Source organism: Pseudomonas sp. LBUM1656 (genome assembly GCF_059716065.1).
This window is the reverse complement of sequence record NZ_CP166800.1, coordinates 2,468,562-2,491,111: the sequence shown is the minus strand read 5'-3', so window position 1 is coordinate 2,491,111 and position 22,550 is coordinate 2,468,562. Positions and strand designations below refer to the sequence as shown.

18 protein-coding genes and 1 pseudogene are annotated in these 22,550 nt (G+C 54.8%); 16 read left to right on the top strand and 3 right to left on the bottom strand.

Features of this window, described 5'->3' with window-relative positions; genetic code table 11:
* Positions 1-6 precede the first annotated feature (6 nt).
* Positions 7-876, top strand: coding sequence for an isocitrate lyase/PEP mutase family protein (locus ACA072_RS11260; RefSeq protein ID WP_094471765.1), 870 nt, complete (start codon positions 7-9; stop codon positions 874-876).
* A 230-nt stretch (positions 877-1,106) separates the two neighbouring features.
* On the opposite strand, the gene ACA072_RS11255 is transcribed toward ACA072_RS11260, so the two are convergent.
* A complete protein-coding gene (locus ACA072_RS11255) occupies positions 1,107-2,180 on the bottom strand; it encodes a diguanylate cyclase (protein ID WP_497624355.1) in 1,074 nt (357 codons plus the stop codon).
* A gap of 195 nt (positions 2,181-2,375) precedes the next feature.
* Between ACA072_RS11255 and ACA072_RS11250 the strand changes: the two genes are divergently transcribed.
* From ACA072_RS11250 to hglS, 3 genes are all read left to right on the top strand, one after another.
* The gene (locus tag ACA072_RS11250) at positions 2,376-3,830 is read left to right on the top strand and encodes a flavin-containing monooxygenase (RefSeq protein WP_497624354.1); all 1,455 of its coding nucleotides are present in this window, start codon (positions 2,376-2,378) and stop codon (positions 3,828-3,830) included.
* A gap of 22 nt (positions 3,831-3,852) precedes the next feature.
* Positions 3,853-4,800, top strand: coding sequence for an alpha/beta fold hydrolase (locus ACA072_RS11245; RefSeq protein WP_497624353.1), 948 nt, complete (start codon positions 3,853-3,855; stop codon positions 4,798-4,800).
* A gap of 281 nt (positions 4,801-5,081) precedes the next feature.
* Positions 5,082-6,467: a 2-oxoadipate dioxygenase/decarboxylase HglS gene (gene hglS / locus ACA072_RS11240; protein ID WP_497624352.1), complete on the top strand. Its 1,386-nt coding sequence runs from the start codon at positions 5,082-5,084 to the stop codon at positions 6,465-6,467.
* 164 nt (positions 6,468-6,631) lie between these two features.
* Here the strand turns inward: hglS and ACA072_RS11235 are convergent, their stop codons facing one another.
* Together ACA072_RS11235 and ACA072_RS11230 are read right to left on the bottom strand one after the other, a co-directional pair.
* Complete coding sequence (locus ACA072_RS11235) at positions 6,632-7,309, bottom strand: type 1 glutamine amidotransferase domain-containing protein (protein ID WP_497624351.1); 678 nt, start codon at positions 7,307-7,309, stop codon at positions 6,632-6,634.
* A 7-nt stretch (positions 7,310-7,316) separates the two neighbouring features.
* The gene (locus ACA072_RS11230; protein WP_497624350.1) at positions 7,317-7,451 is read right to left on the bottom strand and encodes a hypothetical protein; all 135 of its coding nucleotides are present in this window, start codon (positions 7,449-7,451) and stop codon (positions 7,317-7,319) included.
* A gap of 274 nt (positions 7,452-7,725) precedes the next feature.
* Here ACA072_RS11230 and ACA072_RS11225 point away from each other — a divergent pair, with 274 nt between their 5' ends.
* The 12 genes and pseudogenes from ACA072_RS11225 (at position 7,726) to ACA072_RS11170 (ending at position 22,506) form a co-directional block, all read left to right on the top strand.
* On the top strand, positions 7,726-8,241 hold the full coding sequence (locus ACA072_RS11225) for an Hcp family type VI secretion system effector (protein WP_033058787.1): 516 nt from the start codon (positions 7,726-7,728) through the stop codon (positions 8,239-8,241).
* A 131-nt stretch (positions 8,242-8,372) separates the two neighbouring features.
* Entirely contained in the window at positions 8,373-10,415 is a 2,043-nt protein-coding gene (locus ACA072_RS11220) for a type VI secretion system Vgr family protein (RefSeq protein WP_497624349.1), read from the top strand.
* Entirely contained in the window at positions 10,408-11,286 is an 879-nt protein-coding gene (locus ACA072_RS11215; protein ID WP_497624348.1) for a DUF4123 domain-containing protein, read from the top strand. The genes ACA072_RS11220 and ACA072_RS11215 overlap by 8 nt, the downstream gene beginning before the upstream one ends.
* A 174-nt stretch (positions 11,287-11,460) precedes the next feature.
* The gene (locus ACA072_RS11210) at positions 11,461-14,901 is read left to right on the top strand and encodes a toxin VasX (RefSeq protein ID WP_497624347.1); all 3,441 of its coding nucleotides are present in this window, start codon (positions 11,461-11,463) and stop codon (positions 14,899-14,901) included.
* The gene (locus ACA072_RS11205) at positions 14,894-15,943 is read left to right on the top strand and encodes a DUF6708 domain-containing protein (protein WP_497624346.1); all 1,050 of its coding nucleotides are present in this window, start codon (positions 14,894-14,896) and stop codon (positions 15,941-15,943) included. Before ACA072_RS11210 ends, ACA072_RS11205 begins: the two co-directional genes overlap by 8 nt.
* Complete coding sequence (locus tag ACA072_RS11200) at positions 15,943-17,004, top strand: DUF6708 domain-containing protein (protein WP_497624345.1); 1,062 nt, start codon at positions 15,943-15,945, stop codon at positions 17,002-17,004. Before ACA072_RS11205 ends, ACA072_RS11200 begins: the two co-directional genes overlap by 1 nt.
* 12 nt (positions 17,005-17,016) lie before the next feature.
* Positions 17,017-18,069 (top strand): DUF6708 domain-containing protein, encoded by a 1,053-nt coding sequence (locus tag ACA072_RS11195; RefSeq protein WP_497624344.1) that lies wholly within the window; start codon positions 17,017-17,019, stop codon positions 18,067-18,069.
* Positions 18,070-18,096: 27 nt separating this feature from the next.
* Entirely contained in the window at positions 18,097-19,191 is a 1,095-nt protein-coding gene (locus ACA072_RS11190; RefSeq protein WP_497624343.1) for a DUF6708 domain-containing protein, read from the top strand.
* Positions 19,192-19,272: 81 nt separating this feature from the next.
* Positions 19,273-20,367: a DUF6708 domain-containing protein gene (locus ACA072_RS11185; protein WP_497624342.1), complete on the top strand. Its 1,095-nt coding sequence runs from the start codon at positions 19,273-19,275 to the stop codon at positions 20,365-20,367.
* A 110-nt stretch (positions 20,368-20,477) separates the two neighbouring features.
* Positions 20,478-21,667, top strand: a pseudogene (locus tag ACA072_RS11180) (RHS repeat-associated core domain-containing protein); the annotation flags it as partial.
* On the top strand, positions 21,640-22,041 hold the full coding sequence (locus tag ACA072_RS11175) for a hypothetical protein (RefSeq protein ID WP_497625061.1): 402 nt from the start codon (positions 21,640-21,642) through the stop codon (positions 22,039-22,041). The pseudogene ACA072_RS11180 and the gene ACA072_RS11175, both read left to right, overlap by 28 nt.
* A gap of 135 nt (positions 22,042-22,176) precedes the next feature.
* Complete coding sequence (locus ACA072_RS11170) at positions 22,177-22,506, top strand: hypothetical protein (RefSeq protein ID WP_497624341.1); 330 nt, start codon at positions 22,177-22,179, stop codon at positions 22,504-22,506.
* The last annotated feature ends 44 nt before the right edge of the window (positions 22,507-22,550 follow it).

The following is a 22,550-nucleotide window of genomic DNA, read 5'->3' as shown; positions in this document are numbered from 1 at the left end:
ACTCATATGTCCAGGCTTTCTCATCAAGATTTGCGCCGTAACTTCCGCGAGCTGTTTGCTTCCAACGCCTGCTACCACACGGCGTCGGTCTTCGACCCGATGTCGGCCCGCATTGCCGCTGACCTGGGGTTTGAAGTGGGAATCCTCGGTGGTTCAGTCGCTTCGTTGCAGGTGCTGGGCGCCCCCGACTTCGCCTTGATCACCCTCAGCGAATTCGCCGAACAGGCCACACGCATCGGCCGTGTCGCCCAATTGCCGGTCATCGCCGACGCTGACCACGGCTACGGCAACGCCCTCAACGTGATGCGCACCATCGTCGAACTGGAACGCGCCGGCATCGCCGCGCTGACCATCGAAGACACCCTGCTGCCGGCACAATTCGGCCGCAAATCCACCGACTTGATCGGCGTCGCCGAAGGTGTCGGCAAGATTCGCGCGGCGCTGGAAGCCCGGGTCGACTCGGAAATGGCGATCATTGCGCGGACCAACGCCGGGATCCTGCCGGTTCAGGAAGTCATCAGCCGTACCTGCCATTACCAGCAGGCCGGTGCGGACGGGATTTGCATGGTGGGCGTGCGGGACTTCGATCACCTCGAACAGATTGCCGAACACCTGACCGTGCCACTGATGCTGGTGACCTACGGCAACCCGGCGCTACGCGACGACAAACGCCTGGCCGAACTGGGCGTGCGCGTGACCATTGACGGTCATGGCGCGTACTTCGCGGCGATCAAGGCGACTTACGACAGCTTGCGCGAACAGCGGCAGATCTTTACCCAGGCTTCGGATTTGAGCGCAACCGAGCTGACTCACACGTATACGCAGCCTGAGGAATACATCCGTTGGGCGGAAGAGTTTATGAGTGTGAAGGAATAGCAGTCAGCTGACGTATTTGTAGCGACTGCAATGGCCCCATCGTCGGAACGCCGCCCGGAGCCGGCTCACTCCTACATTGTGATCTCCTGTGAACACAAGTCCTGTGATCGAACGGGATCTAATGTGGGAGCGGGCTTGCTCGCGAAAGCGACATTTCATTCAACATCAATGCAAGCTGACCCACCGCTTTCGCGAGCAAGCCCGCTCCCACAGGGTATGTGTGCAGGCCTTCAGACCGGGTCGAGCAGTTCGTGTCGGGGCTGGCCGTCGACGCGGCAGATAACGCGGTTACGGCCGGTGCTCTTGGCTTCGTAAAGCGCCTGGTCGGCATCGTTGAGCCACTGGGTGGCGTCGGTGTGCGTCGGGCTAAACGCCGCCAGGCCAATGCTCAGGCTGACTTTCAGCGCCGGGTCCTGCTCGTAGCCCAGGGTCGCGAAGCGGTCACGCAAGGCGTCCATGGCAGCCGCCGCGCTGTTGAGGGGCAAGTCCGGGAGAAGCACGCAGAATTCGTCACCGCCATAGCGCCCCGCCACATCAGTCGCCCGCAGGTTCTGCTTGAGCATTTTGCTCAGCTGTCGCAACACAATGTCCCCGGCGACGTGGCCGTAGGTGTCATTGATGGTTTTGAAATGGTCGATGTCGATCAACGCAATCGCCCCGCCCTGTTGCTGACGATGGCAACGCTGGAATTCAACTTCCAGCTGGTCTTTCCAGGCGCCATGGTTCAGCAGGCCGGTGAGGCTGTCTGTTCGGCTCAAGGCCAGCAGTTCGCGTTTGTGCCGGCCAAGGGTGGTGGCTTGGCGAAAGCAGATCCAGCCAAGCGCCAGGGGATACAGGATCAGCAGGGGCAAACAGGCGTACAGCTGCAACGGACTGGTTTGCGCGAAGAACGCCGGGGTGAAAATCAGCATGCCGACACCGATCCCGAGAATCTGCGCCGCCGTGCCCACCAACAGGAACCGCAAGCCGCCGATCGCCACGTTGTTCATGGCCATCATGGACAGCGTCGCCGCGCTCGGCAGCGGATTGAAGTGCATGGCGGCGACCCAAAAGCCGCCGAGAAAGGCGTCGACCAGGATGTTGCGATGCTCGGCGTGAAAGGGCACCTTCGCCCGACGCGCCCATTGATAGGCAACATGCGGCCAGAGCACGCCATTGAACAGCATCAGCCCCCAGACCCACGGCGCCGGGTTGAGTGGATACATCGCCGCGCTTACGCACATCAGCCCCAACGCCAAGCCCAGGGCCCGCGATGTATAGAGCCTCCTGGCCATTGAAAGTCCTTTTCCTCCCGTTTTTCCCATAAGGGCCTCTGCGTCACAGAACGGAACCAGCCAACACACGGGTTGCGGGTGTGCTGGGAGTCTATCAGGGCAACGTTAAATAGCCATCACCGGCGGGCAGCCTGAATCCGACGCAGCCCGCGACCACACGTTATGTGTGCAATGTTTGGGCTATACATGAAGGGAGAATCAGATAATCGATAAAAAAGGAGGCCCATGCAGACCTTTCAAGTGTTGATCATCGGCAGCGGTTTTGGCGGTCAGTGCGCGGCGATCAATTTGCTCAAGGCAGGCATCGACGATTTTCGCCTGCTGGAACGACGAGACTTCTTTGGCGGTACCTGGTGCCAGAACACCTACCCCGGCGCGGCCGTCGATGTGCCCTCGCCGCTCTACTCATTGTCCTTCGCGCCTTACCGCTGGACGCAAATGTTCGCCGAACAGGCTGAACTGCACCACTACACCCAGTACGTGGTGGAGCACTTCGGCCTGCGGGACAAAGTCGAGCTGCAGGCCAATGTCGAGCACATCGAGTGGGATGCCGACGGCCAACACTGGGCGGTGCACACCGGCGCCAAAGGCACGTTTTACGCGCAGTTCCTGATCAACGCGACGGGGCCGTTGAGCCAACCCGTCGTCCCTCACTTCGAAGGCCAGGAGCGCTTTCAGGGCAAGACGTTTCACACAAACAACTGGGATCACACCTTCGACTATCACCACAAACGCGTCGCCATCGTTGGCAGCGGCGCCAGTGCGGCGCAGGTGATTCCGGCCATTGCCCCCGACGTCGAGCACCTGCACGTGTTCCAGCGCACGCCGCACTGGGTACTGCCACGCGCCGACCGTACGTTTGGACCCTTCCAGCGGTGGCTGTTGGGCCTCAAACCGGCGTACAAACTGCTGCGCTGGATGCTCTATTGGCAGTTCGAATCCCGTGTCATCGCCTTCAAATACTCGAAACCGGCGATCCGCATGGTCCAGCAACATGCCCTGCGCTTCCTCAAGCGTCAGGTGCCCGACCCGCAATTGCGTCGAAAACTGACGCCGGATTTCACCATCGGCTGCAAGCGCGTGATTGTCTCAAGCACTCTTTACCCGGCGCTCGGCCGCCCCAACGTGACACTGCACAGTCGCGAGCAAGGCATCGCGTCCATTGACGAAACCGGCATCGTCACCCAGGACGGTCAGCACATCGACCTGGACCTGATCGTCTGGTCCACCGGGTACGATGCCACCGACGGGGTGATTTCCTACCCGGTCACCGGCAAAAACGGCACCCGGCTCAAAGACGTCTGGGCCCGGTTCCCGCGGGCTTATCTGGGTACCAGCCTGCCGGACTTTCCCAACCTGTTTATCGTCACCGGGCCCAACACCGGCATCGGCCACACCTCGGCGCTGTTCATCATCGAATCGCAGATGAATTACATCCTCGACTGCATCCGCACGCTCAAAGAACAGGGTTTGCGCAGCATCGAAGTACGCCCCGAGGCAGAACGTACCTACACTGAGATGATCCACCGCGAAATGGAGCGCACCGTGTGGAAGTCCGGAGGCTGCCACAGTTGGTATCAAAGCAAGAGCGGTCATGTGATTGCCATGTTTCCGGGGTTCAGTTTCAGCTACCACCGGTTGACCCGGGCCCTGAAACCCGCTGACCACATTTTGTCCTGATCACGTAAAAGGAAGATGCCTGATGCTTGTGTTGGTTGTCCTTATCGCGGTTTTTGTGGCCTGGAGCTGGCTGAGTTACCCAGCCATCGGTCACTGGCTCTATGACCTGAATATGGCCTTGGAGGCCAAGCTGTATCGGCTGCACAAAATTGTCGTACCGATCACGGAAATGACCGTCTCGACCTGGCAAGGCGGGCCGTACGAAGCGTCCAGCAGCGTGCTGATGCTGCACGGCTATAGCGCCGACAAAAACATCTGGCTGCGCTTCGCCCGGCACTTTGTCGGCAACTATCGGGTCATCATCCCCGACATCGCCGGTCATGGCGAAACCGGCTTCAAGGCCGGTGGCGGCTACGACATCCCGCTGCAGGCCAAGCGGATGATCCAGTTGCTGGACGTTTGCGGGGTCGAGAAAGTCCATGTGATCGGCAATTCGATGGGCGGCTACATCGCTGCGTGGCTGGCGGCGACTTACCCGGACCGAATTGCCTCCGTCGCCCTGATCGACCCGGCCGGCGTCACGTCTCCCGAGCCCAGCGACCTGGAGCGCCATTTGGCCAAGGGGCACAACCCGTTTTTGATTCACTCTCGGGAAGAGTTCCAGCGCTTCTACGCCATGACCATGGCCGAACCACCGTGGGTGCCCGGCGTGGTGCTGGACGCCATCGCGCAGCGTTATATACAGAATCGCGATGAGCTGGAGGAAATCTTCAACGACTTCCGTGCCAGCCCGCCGATGGAGCCCAAACTTCCCGACATCAAATGCCCGGCGCTGCTACTGTGGGGGCACAAGGACCGTCTGATCGATGTCAGCAGCGTCGCGGTGTGGAGTAAAGGCATCGCTGATCTGCGCGTGGACATCTGGGACCACATTGGCCATATGCCGATGGTCGAACAACCGGCCAATACGGCGCGGTTGTATGGGGAGTTTTTGGGGTCGCTGCGCTCGGAAAGCCGTTCTCACCAGTAGTCCCCGAGATCGTGTAGCAGCTGCCGAGCTGCGCGAGGCTGCGTTCGGCTGCGGAGCAGTCGTAAAATCAGGCAACGCGCAGTTTCAGTAATTCCGTGCATCCAGGATTTACGACCGCTTCGCAGCCGAACGCAGCCTCGCGCTGCTCGGCAGCTGCTACAAGGGCGGTTGTGCGTCAGTCCTTGGCAGAATGAAGTCCGTCAGAAACTTCGTTTGTCGGCGTTGCAGAAGGCTGCGATCTTTTCCCACATCCTTCTCGTTACCGCGCCAGGAATTTTTTCATGAGCCACCCAAGCTTCGTCAGCCCTGACCTGATCCGCCAACGCTTCTCCAAAGCGATGTCCGACATGTACCGCGAAGAAGTGCCGCTGTACGGCGCGCTGATGAATCTGGTGGAGCAGACCAACCGTCACGTGCTGGACAGCGACCCGCAGGTAGCCCGTCAACTGAGCAGCACCGGCGAAATCGAGCGGCTGGACCTGGAGCGTCACGGCGCGATCCGCGTCGGCACCGCAGGCGAACTCGCCACCCTCGCCCGACTGTTCGCGGTGATGGGCATGCAGCCCGTGGGTTATTACGATTTGACCCCAGCCGGCGTACCGGTGCACTCCACCGCGTTTCGCGCCGTGCACGAAGCCGCCCTGCAGGTCAGTCCGTTTCGGGTGTTCACCTCACTGCTGCGCCTGGAACTGATCGAAGACCTGGAACTGCGAGCCTTCGCCCAGTCGGTGCTGGATAAGCGTCAGATATTCACCCCGACCGCGCTTTCACTGATCGACCGCGCTGAAACCGAGGGCGGTCTGACCGAACAAGATGCCCAGGACTTCGTCGAGCAGGCACTGGAAACCTTTCGTTGGCACCACAGCGCAACCGTCACCGCCGAGCAATACCAGAAACTCAGCGCGCAGCATCGACTGATCGCCGACGTGGTCGCGTTCAGAGGCCCACACATCAATCACCTGACACCGCGCACCCTGGACATTGATATCGTCCAGGCGCAAATGCCCGCCCACGGCATAACGCCCAAAGCCGTCATCGAAGGGCCACCCCGCCGCCAGTGCCCGATCCTGCTGCGTCAGACCAGTTTCAAAGCGCTCGACGAACCGATTGCCTTCACCGATCAAGCCGAGACTCGCGGCAGTCACAGTGCCCGCTTCGGTGAAATCGAACAGCGCGGCGCAGCGCTCACCCCGAAAGGCCGGGCGCTTTACGACCGTTTGCTCAACGCCGCCCGTGATGAGCTGAAGGACTTCCCCAACGAGGCCAATGCAGAACGTTACAACGCGCTGATGGCTCAGCACTTCAGCGAATTCCCTGACACCTACGAAGGCATGCGCCAACAGGAACTGGCGTACTTTCGCTACTTCCTCACGGAAAAAGGCCTGGCGGCGGACGAGCTGAAATCATTGCCACTGGAAACGTTGCTCAGCGGCGGCTATTTGCGGGTTGAACCGTTGGTGTATGAGGATTTTCTGCCGGTGAGCGCGGCGGGGATTTTTCAGTCGAACCTGGGGGATGCGGCGCAGGTCAATTATGGCGTGCATTCGAACCAGCAAGTGTTTGAACAGGCGCTGGGGCGGCCGACCATTGACGAATTGGGGCTGTATGCCGAGACCCAGCGGCGCTCGATCGAGCAGTGTTTTTCCGCGTTAAGCTCCACTATCTAGGCGCGGCACGGACCTGTAGCAGCTGTCGAGCCTGCGAGGCTGCGTTCGGCTGCGAAGCAGTCGTAAATCCGGTAAACGCAGTTTATCTGAAAAACCGCAGTGCCTGATTTCACGACTGCTGCGCAGCCGAACGCAGGCTGCGCCAGCTGCTACAAGTCCTGTGTTTACTTCAGTTTTGCCAACAACGCCTCAGCCGCAGCCTCGGACGACGCCGGGTTCTGCCCGGTGATCAGCAAGCCATCGGTCAGCACATAACTCGCCCAATCCGCGCCCTTGGAATACTCTCCCCCCTTCTCCTTCAGCATGTCCTCCACCAGAAACGGCACGACATTCGTCAGTTGCACCGCCTCTTCCTCAGAATTGGTGAAACCCGTGACTCGTTTGCCTTTGACCAATGGCTGGCCATCCGCACCTTTGACATCACGCAACACACCCGGTGCATGGCAGACTGCCGCGACCGGTTTACCCGCTTTGATGAACGCTTCGATCAGCGAGATCGAATAGCTGTCTTCAGCCAGATCCCACAGAGGCCCATGACCGCCGGGATAAAACACGGCGTCGTAATCCTCGGGTCTGACGGTGCTCAACACAGCCGTAGACGCCAGCGCTGACTGCGCCGCGGAGTCTTTGCGAAAGCGATCAGTGGCAGCCGTCTGTGCATCCGGCTCGTCGCTTTTCGGGTCCAGCGGCGGCTGGCCACCCTTGGGCGAAACCAGGGTCAGTTGAGCGCCTGCATCCTTGAAGGCGAAGTACGGTGCGGCGAATTCTTCCAGCCAGAAGCCGGTTTTCTTACCCGTGTCACCCAATTGATCGTGGGACGTTAAAACCATCAGGATTTTCATGTCGTTCTCACTCCACTTCCAGGTTGTTCGGACGCTCGACGGCGCTGTTTTTATGGACCACCCGGCCCGTCGATTCGTTGCACCGGATGCGCGAAGCCATCGACTGATAGCCCCAAGCCTTGATGCGCAAGAAGTTGCGCACCCCTTATGTCGAATGACCCTTGCGAGGCGCTGATCGCCCAGCCTGTCAGGCCTTCCAGTCGAGTGCGCAAGAAGTTGCGCAGTGGTGCGCAAGTTCTTGCGCACATTCCTTCGAGTTTCTGACTGGACCTCTTTTCAAGGCCCACAAAATAATCTCAACCACTTGATTTACATAGCTTTGTTCATTTCTGGCACGGACCTTGATAACAGTCATGCACCCACCGGGCGATACCGCCTCCCGGGCACTCTCACTTTATTCAGCAAGGAGCACATCCATGGCTACTCCAGCGTACATGTCCGTCACTGGCGAAAAACAAGGTCTGATCACCGCCGGCGCATTCACCGCCGACTCGGTTGGCAACACTTATCAAGAAGGTCACGAAGACCAGGTCATGGTTCAGGCTTTCAGCCACGACGTGATCATCCCGCGTGACCCACAGTCCGGCCAACCGACCGGTCAGCGCGTTCACAAGCCAGTCGTGATCACCAAGGTCTACGACAAGGCTTCGCCACTGCTGCAAGCGGCTCTGACCTCCGGCGAGCGCATGAGCGAAATCGTTATCCAGTGGTACCGCACTTCGGCTCAAGGTACCCAAGAGCATTACTACACCACCAAACTGGAAGACGCGATCATCGTCGCCATCAACAACAAAATGCACAACTGCCAGGATCCGTCGAACTCCCACTTCACGCACCTGGAAGAAGTGCAGTTCACCTACCGCAAAATCACCTGGACCCACGAAGTATCCGGTACTTCGGGTTCCGATGACTGGCGTCTGCCGGTCGCCTGAGTCAGGCCGACCGTCTAAAGCATCGGCCAGCTCTGCTGGTCGATGTTGTTTCCGCCCTTCCAGAATTTCGCGTCCGTTGACCCGGTTTCCGGGTGTCAGCGCATGCCGCAGCACTGCACGAGGAACAAGGGATGTTCGCGCCGGCCAATCAAACTCACTTTGCCCTGACCATCGAAGGTCTTTCCAGCGACTTCCAGGTCCTTTCCCTGCATGGTCGGGAAGCCATCAGCCAGCCTTTTGTGTTTGAGGTGGAACTGGTCAGTGAACAGCCGTCCCTGGACCTCGAGACCCTGCTGCACAAACCGGCCTTTTTGCAGCTCTCGCCTGACGGCAGCGGCATCCATGGCCAGATCTATCGCGCAGCCCAGGGTGATTCCGGCAAACGCCTGACCCGCTACGCGGTGACCCTGCGCCCGCAACTGTCCTACCTCGCGCACCGCATCAACCAACGGATCTTCCAGAACCTCAGCGTGCCGAAAATCATCGGTATGGTCCTCGAAGAGCATGGCATCCAAAGCAATGCCTATGAATTCAAAGTCGGGGCGATCTATCCCGAGCGCATTTACTGCGTTCAGTACGATGAATCGGACCTGCAATTCATCCAGCGCCTGTGCGAGGAAGAAGGTATCCACTACCACTTCCAGCACAGCGCCACGGCCCACAAACTGGTGTTCGGCGACGACCAGACGGTGTTCCCGAAACTCGCACCCGTGGCCTACCAGCAAGACTCCGGCATGGTCGCCAACGACCCGGTGATCAAGCGCTTCGACCTACGCCTGGAAACCCGCACCAGCCGTACCACCCGCCGCGACTACGACTTCGAAAAACCGCGCATCACCCTCGAAAGCGAAAACCGCGGCGACGCTCTGCCCGACCTCGAAGACTACGACTACCCAGGCCGTTTCATCGACCGTGAGCGCGGCAAACACCTGGCCAAGCGCAACCTGGAACGTCACCGCAGCGACTTTCAATTAGCCGAAGGCAAAAGCGATCAGCCGTTGCTGGTCAGCGGCCACTTCCTGGCCCTGACCCAACACCCGAAAGCCAAATGGAACGACCTGTGGCTGCTGACCGAAGTCCTCCACGAAGGCAAACAGCCGCAAGTGCTGGAAGAGTCAGTCACCAGCAACACGACCAACCTCAAGGGCGATTTCCACCAGGGCTACCGCAACCGCTTCCAGGCCACCCCGTGGGACGTGCCGAACCGTCCGCCGCTGACGCAAAAGAAGCCGCGCATCCTTGGCAGCCAAAGTGCCGTGGTCACCGGGCCCAAGGGTGAAGAGATCCACTGCGATCAGTACGGCCGCGTCAAAGTGCAATTTCACTGGGACCGCGAAGGCCAGGCCGACGACAAGACCAGCTGCTGGCTGCGCGTCTCCTCCGCCTGGGCCGGCGCCCACTACGGCGGCATCGCCATCCCGCGGATCGGCATGGAAGTGCTCGTCACCTTCCTCGAAGGCGACCCCGACCAACCGCTGATCAGCGGCTGCCTGTACCACAAGGAAAACGTCGTTCCTTACCCGCTGCCGGCAAACAAAACCCGCAGCACCTTCAAAACCCTCAGCTCCAAGGGCGGTGGCGGCTTCAACGAACTGCGCATCGAAGACAAAAAAGGCCAGGAACAAATCTTCCTGCACGCCCAGCGCGACTGGGACGAAAACGTCGAACACGACCAGAAAATCCGCGTCGGCAACGAACGCCACGACACCGTCGAGAAAAACAGCTACAGCGAATTCAAGGCCGAAGAACACCACACCGTCTACGCCGACCGCAAAGTAGAGACCCGGGCGAACGACCACCTGACCGTCGGCGTGAACCAGCACATCAAGATCGGCACCGGGCAATTCATCGACGCAGGCCAGGAAATCCACCTGAGCAGCGGCATGAAAGTCGTGCTCGAAGCGGGCAGCGAACTGACCCTGATTGGTGGCGGCAGCTTCATCAAGATCGACGCCAGCGGCGTGACCATGAGCGGGCCGGTGATCAATATGAACTCCGGGGGTGGGCCGGGTAGCGGGACGGGAGCGGCGCCGTTGTTGCCGGGGCCGTTGAAGCAGGCGGATGCGGACAAGGCCGGGCAATTGTTGGTGCCGGCACAGCGTCAAGCATTGATGCAGAAGAAGCCGATCTGCGCGATCTGCGAAAAGGCCAAACTGGAGGCGCAAAATGCTTAAGTCCGATTGGCCCCTGGAAAATGGGCTGCCTCAAGGATTGCCGTGGAATGGCACGGTCGGTTTGCTGCTGGATGGCGTCAGCGTCGAAAAACTGCCCCAGCACCTTTATCAATGGTCGGACGATCCGGTTTTCGAGCCACTCTACCTCGGCACGCAGTGGGCCGAGTTGGGCGACGTTTCGCCGTGCCTTGTCCAGATAAAAACCCAGAACAATCCCATCCTCGCGAAGTTTCTGGCTGAGCCCCGCCAGGAGTGGGGCTACCTGGTGTTCAGCGATCAACCCTGGGCGCAAATGGTCGAACACTTCCGCTGGCTGACCAGCGTCATGCACCCTCAGGGTGAAGAAGTCCTGCTGCGCGTCGCCGACCCTGCCGTGGCCCACGCATTGCTCAGCCACGCCGAGAGCTTCAAGGACCCTACCCTGTTCGGCCCGTGCTCACAGATCGTCACTGCCGACGCGGCGCTGGGCTGCTGGCACATCAACCAGCGACCGGGCAAAGCCCCCGAGCCCAACCACAGCAAACGCTACCGCTTGAGCGACGAGCAACTCAGCCAACTGGACGAAGTGAATTTCCGCAGCATCGTCCTGCGCCTCGACCAACACATGCACGAATACTTTCCGTCCTATCAGGCACAATCGATGCCGTTGCAGCGCTGGGAACACCTGCACGCATTGGCATCGACCTCGTACGATCGCGGCTTCAACACCGAACTCGACATCACACTTTATGCCAACATTCACGGGTTTCTCGGTGAGCGAGCGCTGGAGGAACATCCCGACCTGGATGCAATACTCAAGACCCCTTCGGAACAAACGCCCGCTCAACGACTCGAACGGGTCGCCGATATTGCCCAGGAACGGGCCACATGACCGGATTGAGAGCGCTCCAATGAGCATCACTCTTTGCCTAACAGGCAGCTTTTTGTGAGACTGCGCCGCGCGTTGGCAAAACCCGCCGGTAGCCGTACTCACGTCATCACCAAGAATTGAGCAAGCGGGCGAGCCGAGCCGCCCTTGCTACCCGATGCTGGAAAGGAATTCCGAATGAGCCAGACAGGTAAGAATCCAAACGCAGTCGACTTGCCCCGCACCGATGGCAAGTGCGCCACGGGCGGTTGCCCGCAGATGAAGCAGAAGCTTCAACTGATTCCCCTGCGCTATGGTCTTGTCGAACGGCTCGACCCTTCTGCTGAAATCTCGCTACCTTACAAAACCGTCTCTCGCCCACTGGGTATTCGCCTGCTGCGTGATGGCTGGCTCTACGTCATCGACAACACTACTGGCTATCTGCACGAATACGAAGTCAAAAACGGCGTCGTCACCAAGTGCATCTGGAAAGGCAAAGAAGCCACTCAAGACAAGCGCACGGGATCCGCAGGCGAAAACGCCCTGATCTTCACCCGTGGCAGCGCCCTGCACATCGCCTATGCCGAAGTCCAATGGACCGCCGCCAAGTGCTCGCAAATGCTCAAATCGAGCAAAGAGCGCGACCTGTTCATGCAGAAGGTGAACCTCGCCAAAGGCGACGTTGAAAAAGGTGGCCCAAACCTGCTGACTGATAAACAGGCTGAAAAATGGATCGCAGAGGTCGCGGAGAAACCCGCTACACAAGCACCGCCAGCGGGCGCGCACCCCGAGGAAAGTAAGGACTACATCTGGGAAGACCAGAAGGATCTGTTCAAGGCGACTCAACTCGGCACGATAAAGAAGTCGTTGCTGGCCGCCTATGAAAAAGACCATTTCTTTTTGGTGTTCAAAGACAGTATTGGAGTAATGCGTGATCTTGCCGAGCAGCAGGATAAAGTGGTCGGCTGGATCGATGAATGGGTACTCAAGGAGAAAAACGACCTTAAGTACTCCATCGGTAATTACATCGAAACGCTCATGGTGGTTAGTGAAAAATCTGCCCGCCAGGCAGGTACCAGCGATGCGTTGTTCGAAAAAACCACACCAGAGCAACGACAAAAAATCTATGACTACGTTAATTCACGAAATGAATACGACGGAGCCAGAACCAGCACGACAGATCTGCCACAGAGAGTGAGCCGGGTTCGCGTACCCAACCCAAAGGTCGGCGCCGCTTACAAGGTCATGAACACCAAAAAGCAGGAGATGATCGACTCCCTTGGCAAAAGTCTCTACAGCGATCTGGAAGATGACATTGAGGTGCTGGAAGACAAAAGCCATGCCGCTGTGCAAGGCAAAGGCTTGGGCGCTCGTGGCATTCACGACCTCGTCCGCTACGAGGAAATGAACAAATACCTGGAAACCGAGCGCTCGCACTTGAAGCGCTGGACCTCTCGACTCAACCGCATTACTGACGACCGGGTGGGGTTGTTTACCAAAAGCGAATACCACATGAGTGCGTGGTATTTCGATGCGGATGTTCCTGATCAGTTGATGTCGACACTAATCACTGAACAAAACTGCGTTCGAGATATCTGTCGGACCGATGAGAGTCTGAGGGCACTAGGCGAATACTTTCATGGAGCTCCATACTTTGTTCTGCCAGGGTTCGCCAGTCGGCTTGATACGGATTTTCTGTTTAAGAAACATGGAGACTTACTCAAGTGGTTCGACGACGCCAGAAACCTGGAAGCCGGCCTCAGCGATGTGCAAGTACGCGTCAACGAAATGGGCGCGCTCCTTGGGAACCATTGGGCAAACAGTCCCGATTTAAATCCAAATGCTTTAGCAGCAAGTCACATTGTTAACGCTGCATATGATCCTGCGATTGCATTACGTTTACAGGACTGGCTGGCAGAGTTACAAAAGCAATTAGATGGCCCTGGCCTACAAGCGCACTTGGATAAACTATCAACATACAGCAATCGCGGACAACGACTGGGTGCTCTATACGCCTTAAAACAAGGCGGAATCAAATTAAAAGTTGCAAACAAAGACGATGTGGATCTATTTATAAAACGAGTTACGCTACATGCTAAGCATATAGAAAAACATGAATCATTAATTATCAATCGGGACAAACAGAAGGCCCTGAGCAAAAAAACCAGCCTTAGCCCAGCAGAGAGAAATGTTGCGAACAATGAAAAAATTCGGCTAAACAATCTTTTATTGCCGCTAGAAAACGAAATCAAGGCGTTAAATCACCAAATAAAAGAATCCACTATCCCGACTGACAAACTCGCTAAAGGCCAAATAGGCCTTCAAACCCCGCTAAGCCCAGCTCAACAAAAAATGTTTGACGACGAGGTAAATCGTTTGAAAATGGGCGCAGGGAAGAGCTTTGGGGAGACCGGAGTCGGGACTGCGGCACTTAAAAGCAGCATGCTTCCCATGGCTGCGTTATTCATGCAAGTATGGAATTTAAAAGAAGCTCTCACGACATGGAGAAAAATCTCTGGAGCTCCTTCTCTTAAAGAAAGAGTTATTTTCATCGGCGCAGTAACTGGCGCAGCAGCATCTGCCATTTCCGTTTATCAGAACGTGCACATAACTATTGTAGACAAAGCGTTTCACGCCACTAAAGCAAGTACTTCTGGGCAGGGAGGAACACTTTTTTCTGTAAAACTTGGAAAGTTAGGACTCGGGCTCGGAGTACTTATATCTCCACTTGCTCTTATAAACTCAATTGGTACGGCATGGGACAATTGGAGCAAGTGGGCCGACGCTCTTCGTACAGGGACAACTGGAGAACAAGCTGGTGCACTTTTGGCTCTGACAGGCGACATCGGCAGTGTAGGTGTGAACGCTGCTATCACTGTTAAAATGTCGAAAGAAATAGGCTCGCTCGGTTGGCAATTTTTCATGTCCCCACCCGGCTTAAAAGTAAAAGCACTGAGTACTGCATGGAGTGCTAACGGTCTGCGATTTTTCAGCTTTGCGGGTCGCCTGACGCCATGGTCTTTAGCACTGTCTGCCTTACAATTGGGCGGGGAGTCTATCTATAACTATTTCAACCTCGACGACCAACAAAACTGGATGCTGCATAGCTGCTGGGGCAAAGAGAATAAAAACTGGGATATGGATGCCCACAAGCAAGGCCTGGCGGAGTCCAATCTCAGACCAGTTATTACTGACTTAGGTCTTAGCGAAAAAAATAAGGGAACTACACCCGTACGCACACTGCTCTTGACATTCCCAGGATTAAGCTTAGATGAACTAAAAGAGCATCCAATTCGGGTTCAAGCTGAGCTATCTGCGCAACTGAATCGTAACGCCGCAGATGTGGGCATTGATGTCAGAGATGGATTAAGCTTAGCAAATATTAACCCCCTTATCGCTCGGCTCGTCGTACCTGAAAACTGGTGCGGTGAGCAATCTCAACTTAAACTGCGATTGAGTGTTCAGCCTGACATTGCGAATGCCCCCCTGAAAGCTACGGACGAATACCTGTATTACCCCGTATCTTTAAGTTTTCTTGGGGCTGGAAAAAATAGCGTCGTTAATGGCGAGCCATCCGTCCGAGCCAGTCGAACACCATTACAGTGGGTCGACGTAAAACCGGAGCATCTACATGTTTGAAAACAAATATGATCGGCTGCCTCACGCAGGTGATGTCGAGAGAGAACCGGGGACTGAGATAGTCTATTTATCACCAAAACCGGTACCGACCGGAGTGCTACCTTTCAGTGCGCGCCAACTGCACCGCTATGCCAATGAAGTTTTCTTAGACTTTGCCATCTCCCGAGGAAGTTTTGAGTTTATGGCCCGAGCAGGAATTGGGGCGGTGATGTTCCTGTTAATTTTTCTTTTTTTTACAACGGGGTTTGGGTCTTGGATAAGAAGAGATGTAGAGCCGTTTTGGAGTAGTTGGCTTGATTTCTTTACAAGCATTGCGGTTTGGGGTTTTGTGGGAGCACTTGCAACTCTTTACCTTTGCGTATTTTTCTTTGCAATTCGCCAAGCCAGCAATCAACCTCCCATACGCTTCAATCGCCAACGTCGGGAAGTTGTTTATGTTCCCAAGAAGGGAATGACCCCTCGTTATGTGCCGTGGGAAGAGGTTATCGCGAGCGTTTCAGTTAGCAAGCTGATCACTCAATATGCTGTAATCCCCGAGTTCAAACTAATGATCGGACTTCGCGACAAAAATGGCGATGTGCTTTGGGTCAGTGTTCCAAGTGGAAATTTGAACCAAGCCATAGCTGAGTGGGAGGCCATACGTGTCTATATGGAGGAAGGGCCTCAAGCGTTACCCATGGAGCAATCAGATGAATTCGAAGCAGGATCAGTCGCGTATTTCCATATGTGTAGACAAGGATACCGTTCTCATCATTCGTTCCTACGGTATATCTGGGGATTTTTGATTATTCAGTTTTTCAGTGGCTGGACGATACCTTGTTACATCGCAGCCTGGATCAATAACCGCCCCAAAGCCGCCTTCCCTAAAGAAATCCTGGAATGGTCAAGACCTCTCCCCCTCGAGCAACACGCTATGCCAAGCGAAGCGTTGCTCAAGGAGAGCGCCGAAATCAGGAAGGCCTTCGCCAAAGGTCAGAACCTGTTGGATTACTTCAAGGTGAAGTTTGCAGAGCCATCTCGCGAGCCCGAGTCCACCAATTGATGAATAGTGCCTTTGACGATAAATACGACCGACTTCCTCACGCCGGAGACTTCGAAAAAAAATCCGGCATTGAAGTGGTTTATATTTCGCCACGGCCCATCCCCACAGGAATGCCACCGTTTAGTGCACGTCAACTGCATCGTAATGCGAACAAAACTTTTCTGGACTTCGCTATCGGGCAAGGTAATTTTGAATTTATGGCACGAACCGGCATCGGGTCGATAATGCTAATCGTGACACTATTATTCTTTTTCTCAGGATTCGCGTCTTGGATTAGAAGATATGAAGAACCTTTCCTTTTTGCTTGGTTGAAATTTTTCTTCAACCCCGTGCTGTGGTCGATTATCGGAGCAATCTCTCTAACATACATTTATTTTTTCTTTCAGGCAGCTCGCCAAGTATCTATTCACCCACCCATCCGTTTCAATCGAGAGCGTCGCGAAGTTGTATTCATCCCCAAAAAAGGCGATAACCCGCGCTATATACCTTGGGAGGATGTCATTGTTTGCGTATCTGTTGGAAAGCTCATTACTCAATATTCAGTAATGCCTGAATTTAAATTACTGATTGGCTTAAGAGATGCCAACACAGGTGATGTGCTGTGGTCTGTGATCCCGAGTAGCAACTTGAGTCTTGCCATTTCTGAGTGGGAGGCAATTCGTGTCTACATGGAGGAAGGAATGGTTTCCTTACCACCAGATCAATCAGATGAGCTTGAGGAAGGTACTGTCGATTTTTTCCATCTATGCCGTCGCAGCTACCGTGCAGATCACTCCTTCGTACGTTACGCCTGGGGCTTTTTGACGATCCAGTTTTTCAGCGGTTGGACGTTGCCCTGCCACATCTCTGGCTGGGTAAACAATCGGCCTAAAGCAGGGTTCCCTAAAGAAGTCCTCGACTGGTCAAAACCTCTACCCGCCGACCAGCATGCTATGCCGAGTGAAGAACTGCTCAAAGAAAGCGCCGAAATCCGGAAGGCCTTCGCCAAAGGTCAGAACCTGTTGGATTACTTTAAGGTGAAATTTTCCGAACCGAACCAAGAGACTGAGGCCACCACCTGATGAGCCGTTTTGTTGAAGCATAATTACGATCGACTACCTTATGCCGGAGACTTTGAGAAAGAGTCCGGCACTGACGTTGTCTATATATCGCCAAAACCACTCCCCACAGGTCTACCTGCTTTCAGTAGCCGCCAATTGCATCGTGACGCCAATGACGTTTATCTCGACTTCGCCCTCACTCGAGGAGCCTTCGCATTCATGGCAAGAGGAGCCATCGGCTCGGTAGCTTGCATGCTGGTCTTCTTTTTCTGTGCCTCTATTCTTGGCGCGTGGCTACGCACCCATCACCAACCTTTTTTGATTGGTTTCAGTAATCTTTTCATGAGCTCGGTGGTCTGGGGATTTCTTGCTTTTCTAACCATCATGTACCTCTGTATTTTTTACTACGCAGTACGCCAAGTCAGCGCCCACCCTCCAATTCGTTTCAATCGCCAGCGTCGGGAAGTCGTGTATGTACCTTACAGAGGCGCGAAACCTCGGTATGTCGCTTGGAAAAGTGTGATCGCATGCGTCTCTGCAGGTAGGCTTATCACTCAATATGCTGTCATGCCCGAATTCAAACTGATGATGGGATTACGCGATGCCAGCAGCGGGGATGTACTTTGGGTCACTGTGCCCAGCGGGGGCCTGAATGAGGCTGTCTCCGAATGGGAAGCCATTCGCGCCTACATGGAAGAAGGCCCTTCAGCACTCCCAACGCCTCAACCGGAGGAGTTTGAAGAGGGTACTGTCGCTTACTTCCACATGTGCCGTAAGGGATATCGCTCCGATCACTCCTTTTTTCGTTACGCTCTTGGCTTCTTGATGATTCAATTCCTCAGCGGTTGGACGTTACCGTGCTACATCTCCGGCTGGGTCAATAACCGCACTAAGGCTGGCTTTCCCAAAGAAGTCCAAGACTGGTCAAAACCTCTTCCCGCTGACCAACATGCCATGCCTAGTGAAGAACTGCTTAAGGAAAGCGCCGAAATCAGGAAGGCCTTCGCCAAAGGCCAGAACCTGCTGGATTACTTCAAGGTGAAATTTGCCGAACAGGATAAAGAGCCTGCAGTGGACGCGTCCTAGGCCTAACATATTTTATGGTTATCCTGCATGACACCTACATCTACGCAGTACGACGAGCTCGATATTCAACAGCAGTGCCCTGTCGCAGGGGAAACTCGTCGTTTTCCCACAGGCGAAACATTGTTCCTCTCTCCACTGCCGGTTCCCACCGGACAGATTCCAATGGATCTAGGGGGTAGCTTCATCGAGGTCAATGAGACCTATCTCGATGTAGGTAGCACCAACTTTGGCAAGGCATTTCAGGCAAGAGCGATGATCGGCCTTTTTATGGGTTTTATAATTGCCTGTCTATTAGTTTTACCGACGATCATGGGCTTTTCGACATTCAACAATCCATTTGGCCGTGATTTCTATTGGTATTTCAGCGAGTTCTTTGAGTCGGGTTTATATATTTCAGGATGGGGAGGAACAGCGTTCGCGGCCCTTGGTTTGTACGTCGTCATAAGCACGACAAGAAAAAAATCTCAAACCCGCCCTATACGCTTCAACAGGCAACGCCGTGAGGTCTGTTTTTTCGCGGACGGGTCTGATGAGCCTGTGATTCAGCCATGGGAAGGGATGGTGTCCTGGCTATCGGTCAGCACTGGTGTTACCGGTGTAGGCGTCATGAGCACTTATACATTCGGCATGGCCTTCGACGATCTTAAAGCCGATACCGTGCATTTTGTAAACCAAGGTGTAATGACCCCAACTCATGGTTTGGGCAAGTGGGAAGCGATCCGCCTCTACATGGAAAAGGGACCGCAATACTGCCCGAATAAAGCACCTTACGAGGGTCGCCATACTTTCGATCAAGAACGTGCAAATATGCACGAGGAGTACCAACACAACGAGCGTTCCGCTCTGAGCGTTGGCTGGTGGTATTTTTCTCATGCAATCACTTTGTGGCGCTTTCCGTACTGGGTAGCAGAATGGGACCATCGTTTCAGCATGAAATCTCTACCTGCATCCATTGCCGAATGGTCCAAACCTTTGCCTTCTGAACAATGGGCCAAACCAAGCGCCGCTCTGAAAGAGCAAACCATGAAAATCGAAAAGGCCTTTACTCAAGGACAGGATTTCATGGCGTACTTTAAGGCCAACCTAAACGAAACCAAGGCAGAAGAATCAACAAATAATTGAATGGAAACGATGAGTCACGTCCTTGATGCATAAATTTAATCGACTACCTCATGCTAGAGATGCATTTTATGGTTATCCTGCATGACACCTACCTCTCCACAGTACGACGAGTTCGATATTCGACAGCAGCGCCCCGTCGCTGGTGAATCTCGACGTTTTATTACTGGCGAAGCAGTATTTTTCTCGCCACTCCCCGTCCCTACCGGCCAGATCCCAATGGATTTGGGGGGAAGCTTCCTTGATGTCAACGACACTTACCTGGACGTAGGTAGCAGTAACGTCAATAAGGCATTCCAAACCAGGGTTATGATCGCAAGCAGCATGCTCATACTGATTGTGGGTTTAATAATCGGCCCCTTCATCGCCGGGCTAATGAGTTTTGGTGATCCCTATGGCAGATCATTTACACATATTTTCATAGAGTTTTTCCCTACCGGCGCAGCAATCGGCGCTTGGGGAGCAGCAGGAGCCACAGTTCTGGGGCTCTACGTTGTCATCAGCACTACTCTAGCCAAAGTCCGTACCCGCCCGATACGCTTCAATAGACAACACCGCGAAGTCTGTTTTTTTGCTAATGGGTCTGACGAGCCGGTCATCCAACCTTGGGAAGAAATGGTGTCCTGGCTTTCTGTCAGTACTGGTGTGACTGGGGTCGGCGTCATGAGTACTTATACGTTTGGCATGGCATTTGACGACCCTAAAACAGATACCGTCCATTTTGTGAACCAGGGAGTAATGACTCCAGTTCATGGTTTGGGTAAATGGGAGGCGATACGTGTTTACATGGAAAGAGGACCACAACACTGCCCCGGTAAAGCACCGTACGAAGGCCGCCATACATTTGATAAAGAGCGCGGGGATATGATTGAGGAGTACCAACACAACGAACGCTCCGCGTTAGGTGTTGGCTGGTGGTATTTCACTCATGTAATCACTTTATGGCGCTTTCCGTATTGGGTTGCTGAATGGGACCATCGTTTCAGCATGAAATCTCTACCTGATTCCATTGCTGAGTGGTCCAAACCGTTACCCTCTGAACAATGGGCCAAACCAAGCGCCGCTCTAAAAGAGCAAAGCATGAAGATCGAAAAAGCCTTCGCGCAAGGGCAAGACTTCATGACGTACTTTAAGGCCAACCTAAACGAAGCCAAGGCAGAAGAACCAAAAAATTATTGAACGGAGTTGGTTAGCCGTGTCCACGCATGAATACAGTCGACTACCCCGCGCCGGAGAATTTCGATTCAGGTCCGGCGTAAAGTAAACGTCGACGACGGCCCCTAGCCTAAGAGTATGACCTGCAAGACCGCCTGATCACCGAACACCAGGGTTGGGGCACCACGCGTTACGAGTACGACAAACTCGGCCAACTGAGCCACTGCCGCCTCCCCGACGGCAGCAAACTCGACTACCGCCACCAATCCGGTGGTCGCCTGAGCAGCATCGACCTCAACGGCTCACGCCTGACCACTCACCAGTTCAGCGCCGGCCGCGAGCAGCAACGTCAACAAGGCCTGCTGCTCAGCCAATACCAGTACGACGAACAAGGCCGACTGCAAGCCCACACGGTGGGTCAGCAAGATCGCAACCTGTTCCAGCGTCGCTACGCCTACGATGCCAATGGCAATCTCGCGGGTATCGACGACAGCCGCAAAGGCAATCGCAGCTACCACTACGACCCGCTCGACCGCCTGATCAACGTCCGTGGCACCACCCCGGAAAGCTTCGCCCACGACCCGGCGGGCAACCTCCTGGGCCAGGGCGACCAGCCAACCGCAAACCTGGCCAACGTCAAAGGCAATCGCCTGCTCATGCAAGGCGACCGCCACTACGACTACGACGCCTACGGCAACCTGGCGCGCGAACGTCGAGGCACCGGACAGAAACTCTTCACCGAATACCGTTACGACTGCCAACACCGCCTGATCGGCGTCAGCCTCCCCGGCGGCAGTAATGCAACCTACCAATACGACGCCTTTGGCCGCCGCATCGCCAAAACCGTCGATGGCCACACCACGCAATTTCTGTGGCAGGGCGAACGCCTCATCGCCGAAAGCGCCGACAACCGCTATCGCAGCTACATCTACGAACCGGGCACCTTCCGCCCATTGGCCATGCTCGATGGCGAAGGCCCGCTCAAAGCCGAGCCGTTCTACTACCAACTCGACCACCTCGGCACCCCGCAGGAACTCACCGACTACAGCGGCCAGATCATGTGGTCGGCGCAATACCGCGCCTACGGCAACCTCGCCACCCTCGATATTACCGAAATCGACAACCCGCTGCGCTTCCAGGGTCAGTACTTTGACGGGGAAACGGGCTTACATTACAACCGGCATCGCTACTACAATCCGGGCACCGGGCGGTACCTGACGCCGGATCCGATCAAGCTTGCGGGTGGGTTGAATAACTACCAGTACGTGCCTAACCCTACGGGGGTGGGTGGATCCGTTGGGGTTAAATAACTGCCCTGGCGCAGATGGTTGTAAGCCCGATAGGGCAATAGAAACCCCAGAAGCACAAGCCAAAGTAGACCCGGGTGATCCTGGCATACCAAGCGCAAAAGTTCTTCAAGCAAGACAACGCCAAGCTCAGATGTTAGAAGACAATGTTGGGTACAACATTAGCCCAATAGCTTGGGATAAATACCCAAGCATCGGAAGAGACGGATCCTTTATTTCTGACAAAAAAGGCATCAGCGATCTAGTTGGAGATTTCTCAGCAAATGGAAAAATGACACTGAGCAAAGACCAAATTCTCAATTTAGAAGCCGCATTTGGACTAGAAAAAGGAAGCCTTCAGAATGGCTTTAAAATCAGAAAAATTGATGGTATCCAAGATACGCTCGCCTAGAAGTCCACTTGCAGGTAATGAAAAATTTGAAGGCCCAGGAAACCATCTACCGGGAGGGGCGCCAGAGATGGTAATCGATTCTATCCCTACTACCGATGCGCCTGGTGTGTCTACCATGACAGAGATTTTACTGAAATGAATATAATCCATGCCTATGTCACAAAATCCGACAGCGATTTTGTTAGAGTTAAAATTCTAGAGGCTAAAACCAAAGAAAAACTTATCGATATTGGCTTTACAAATGATATCGATCTTAACGAATATAAAATCAACACACCAACCGATGAAAAAAAAGCCGAAGTATTTAACAAACTAAGAGAACTTGATTTTTATTTTTCTGATGGTAGAGAGTGGTGTCCTGCAGAAGTATTTGAGTACTTAAGAGACAAAGGACTTCTAAATGGAAAATTCAAGATGATCAGCTGGACTGGCCCTGACAAATACATGATCACACTCGACAAATGAACCGCAGAAATTCAAATAAAAACAAACAAGCGGGACAAACAAGA

Excerpts from the sequence above, each read along its gene's own strand:
- ACA072_RS11255 (WP_497624355.1), bottom strand. The coding sequence starts at position 2,180 with ATGGGAAAAACGGGAGGAAAAGGACTTTCAATGGCCAGGAGGCTCTAT.
- ACA072_RS11250 (WP_497624354.1), top strand. The coding sequence starts at position 2,376 with ATGCAGACCTTTCAAGTGTTGATCATCGGCAGCGGTTTTGGCGGTCAG.
- ACA072_RS11200 (WP_497624345.1), top strand. The coding sequence starts at position 15,943 with ATGAATAGTGCCTTTGACGATAAATACGACCGACTTCCTCACGCCGGA.
- ACA072_RS11185 (WP_497624342.1), top strand. The coding sequence starts at position 19,273 with ATGACACCTACCTCTCCACAGTACGACGAGTTCGATATTCGACAGCAG.
- ACA072_RS11235 (WP_497624351.1), bottom strand. The coding sequence starts at position 7,309 with ATGAAAATCCTGATGGTTTTAACGTCCCACGATCAATTGGGTGACACG.
- ACA072_RS11210 (WP_497624347.1), top strand. The coding sequence starts at position 11,461 with ATGAGCCAGACAGGTAAGAATCCAAACGCAGTCGACTTGCCCCGCACC.
- ACA072_RS11225 (WP_033058787.1), top strand. The coding sequence starts at position 7,726 with ATGGCTACTCCAGCGTACATGTCCGTCACTGGCGAAAAACAAGGTCTG.
- ACA072_RS11260 (WP_094471765.1), top strand. The coding sequence starts at position 7 with ATGTCCAGGCTTTCTCATCAAGATTTGCGCCGTAACTTCCGCGAGCTG.
- ACA072_RS11190 (WP_497624343.1), top strand. The coding sequence starts at position 18,097 with ATGACACCTACATCTACGCAGTACGACGAGCTCGATATTCAACAGCAG.
- ACA072_RS11220 (WP_497624349.1), top strand. The coding sequence starts at position 8,373 with ATGTTCGCGCCGGCCAATCAAACTCACTTTGCCCTGACCATCGAAGGT.
- ACA072_RS11215 (WP_497624348.1), top strand. The coding sequence starts at position 10,408 with ATGCTTAAGTCCGATTGGCCCCTGGAAAATGGGCTGCCTCAAGGATTG.
- ACA072_RS11205 (WP_497624346.1), top strand. The coding sequence starts at position 14,894 with ATGTTTGAAAACAAATATGATCGGCTGCCTCACGCAGGTGATGTCGAG.
- ACA072_RS11245 (WP_497624353.1), top strand. The coding sequence starts at position 3,853 with ATGCTTGTGTTGGTTGTCCTTATCGCGGTTTTTGTGGCCTGGAGCTGG.
- ACA072_RS11170 (WP_497624341.1), top strand. The coding sequence starts at position 22,177 with ATGAATATAATCCATGCCTATGTCACAAAATCCGACAGCGATTTTGTT.
- hglS (WP_497624352.1), top strand. The coding sequence starts at position 5,082 with ATGAGCCACCCAAGCTTCGTCAGCCCTGACCTGATCCGCCAACGCTTC.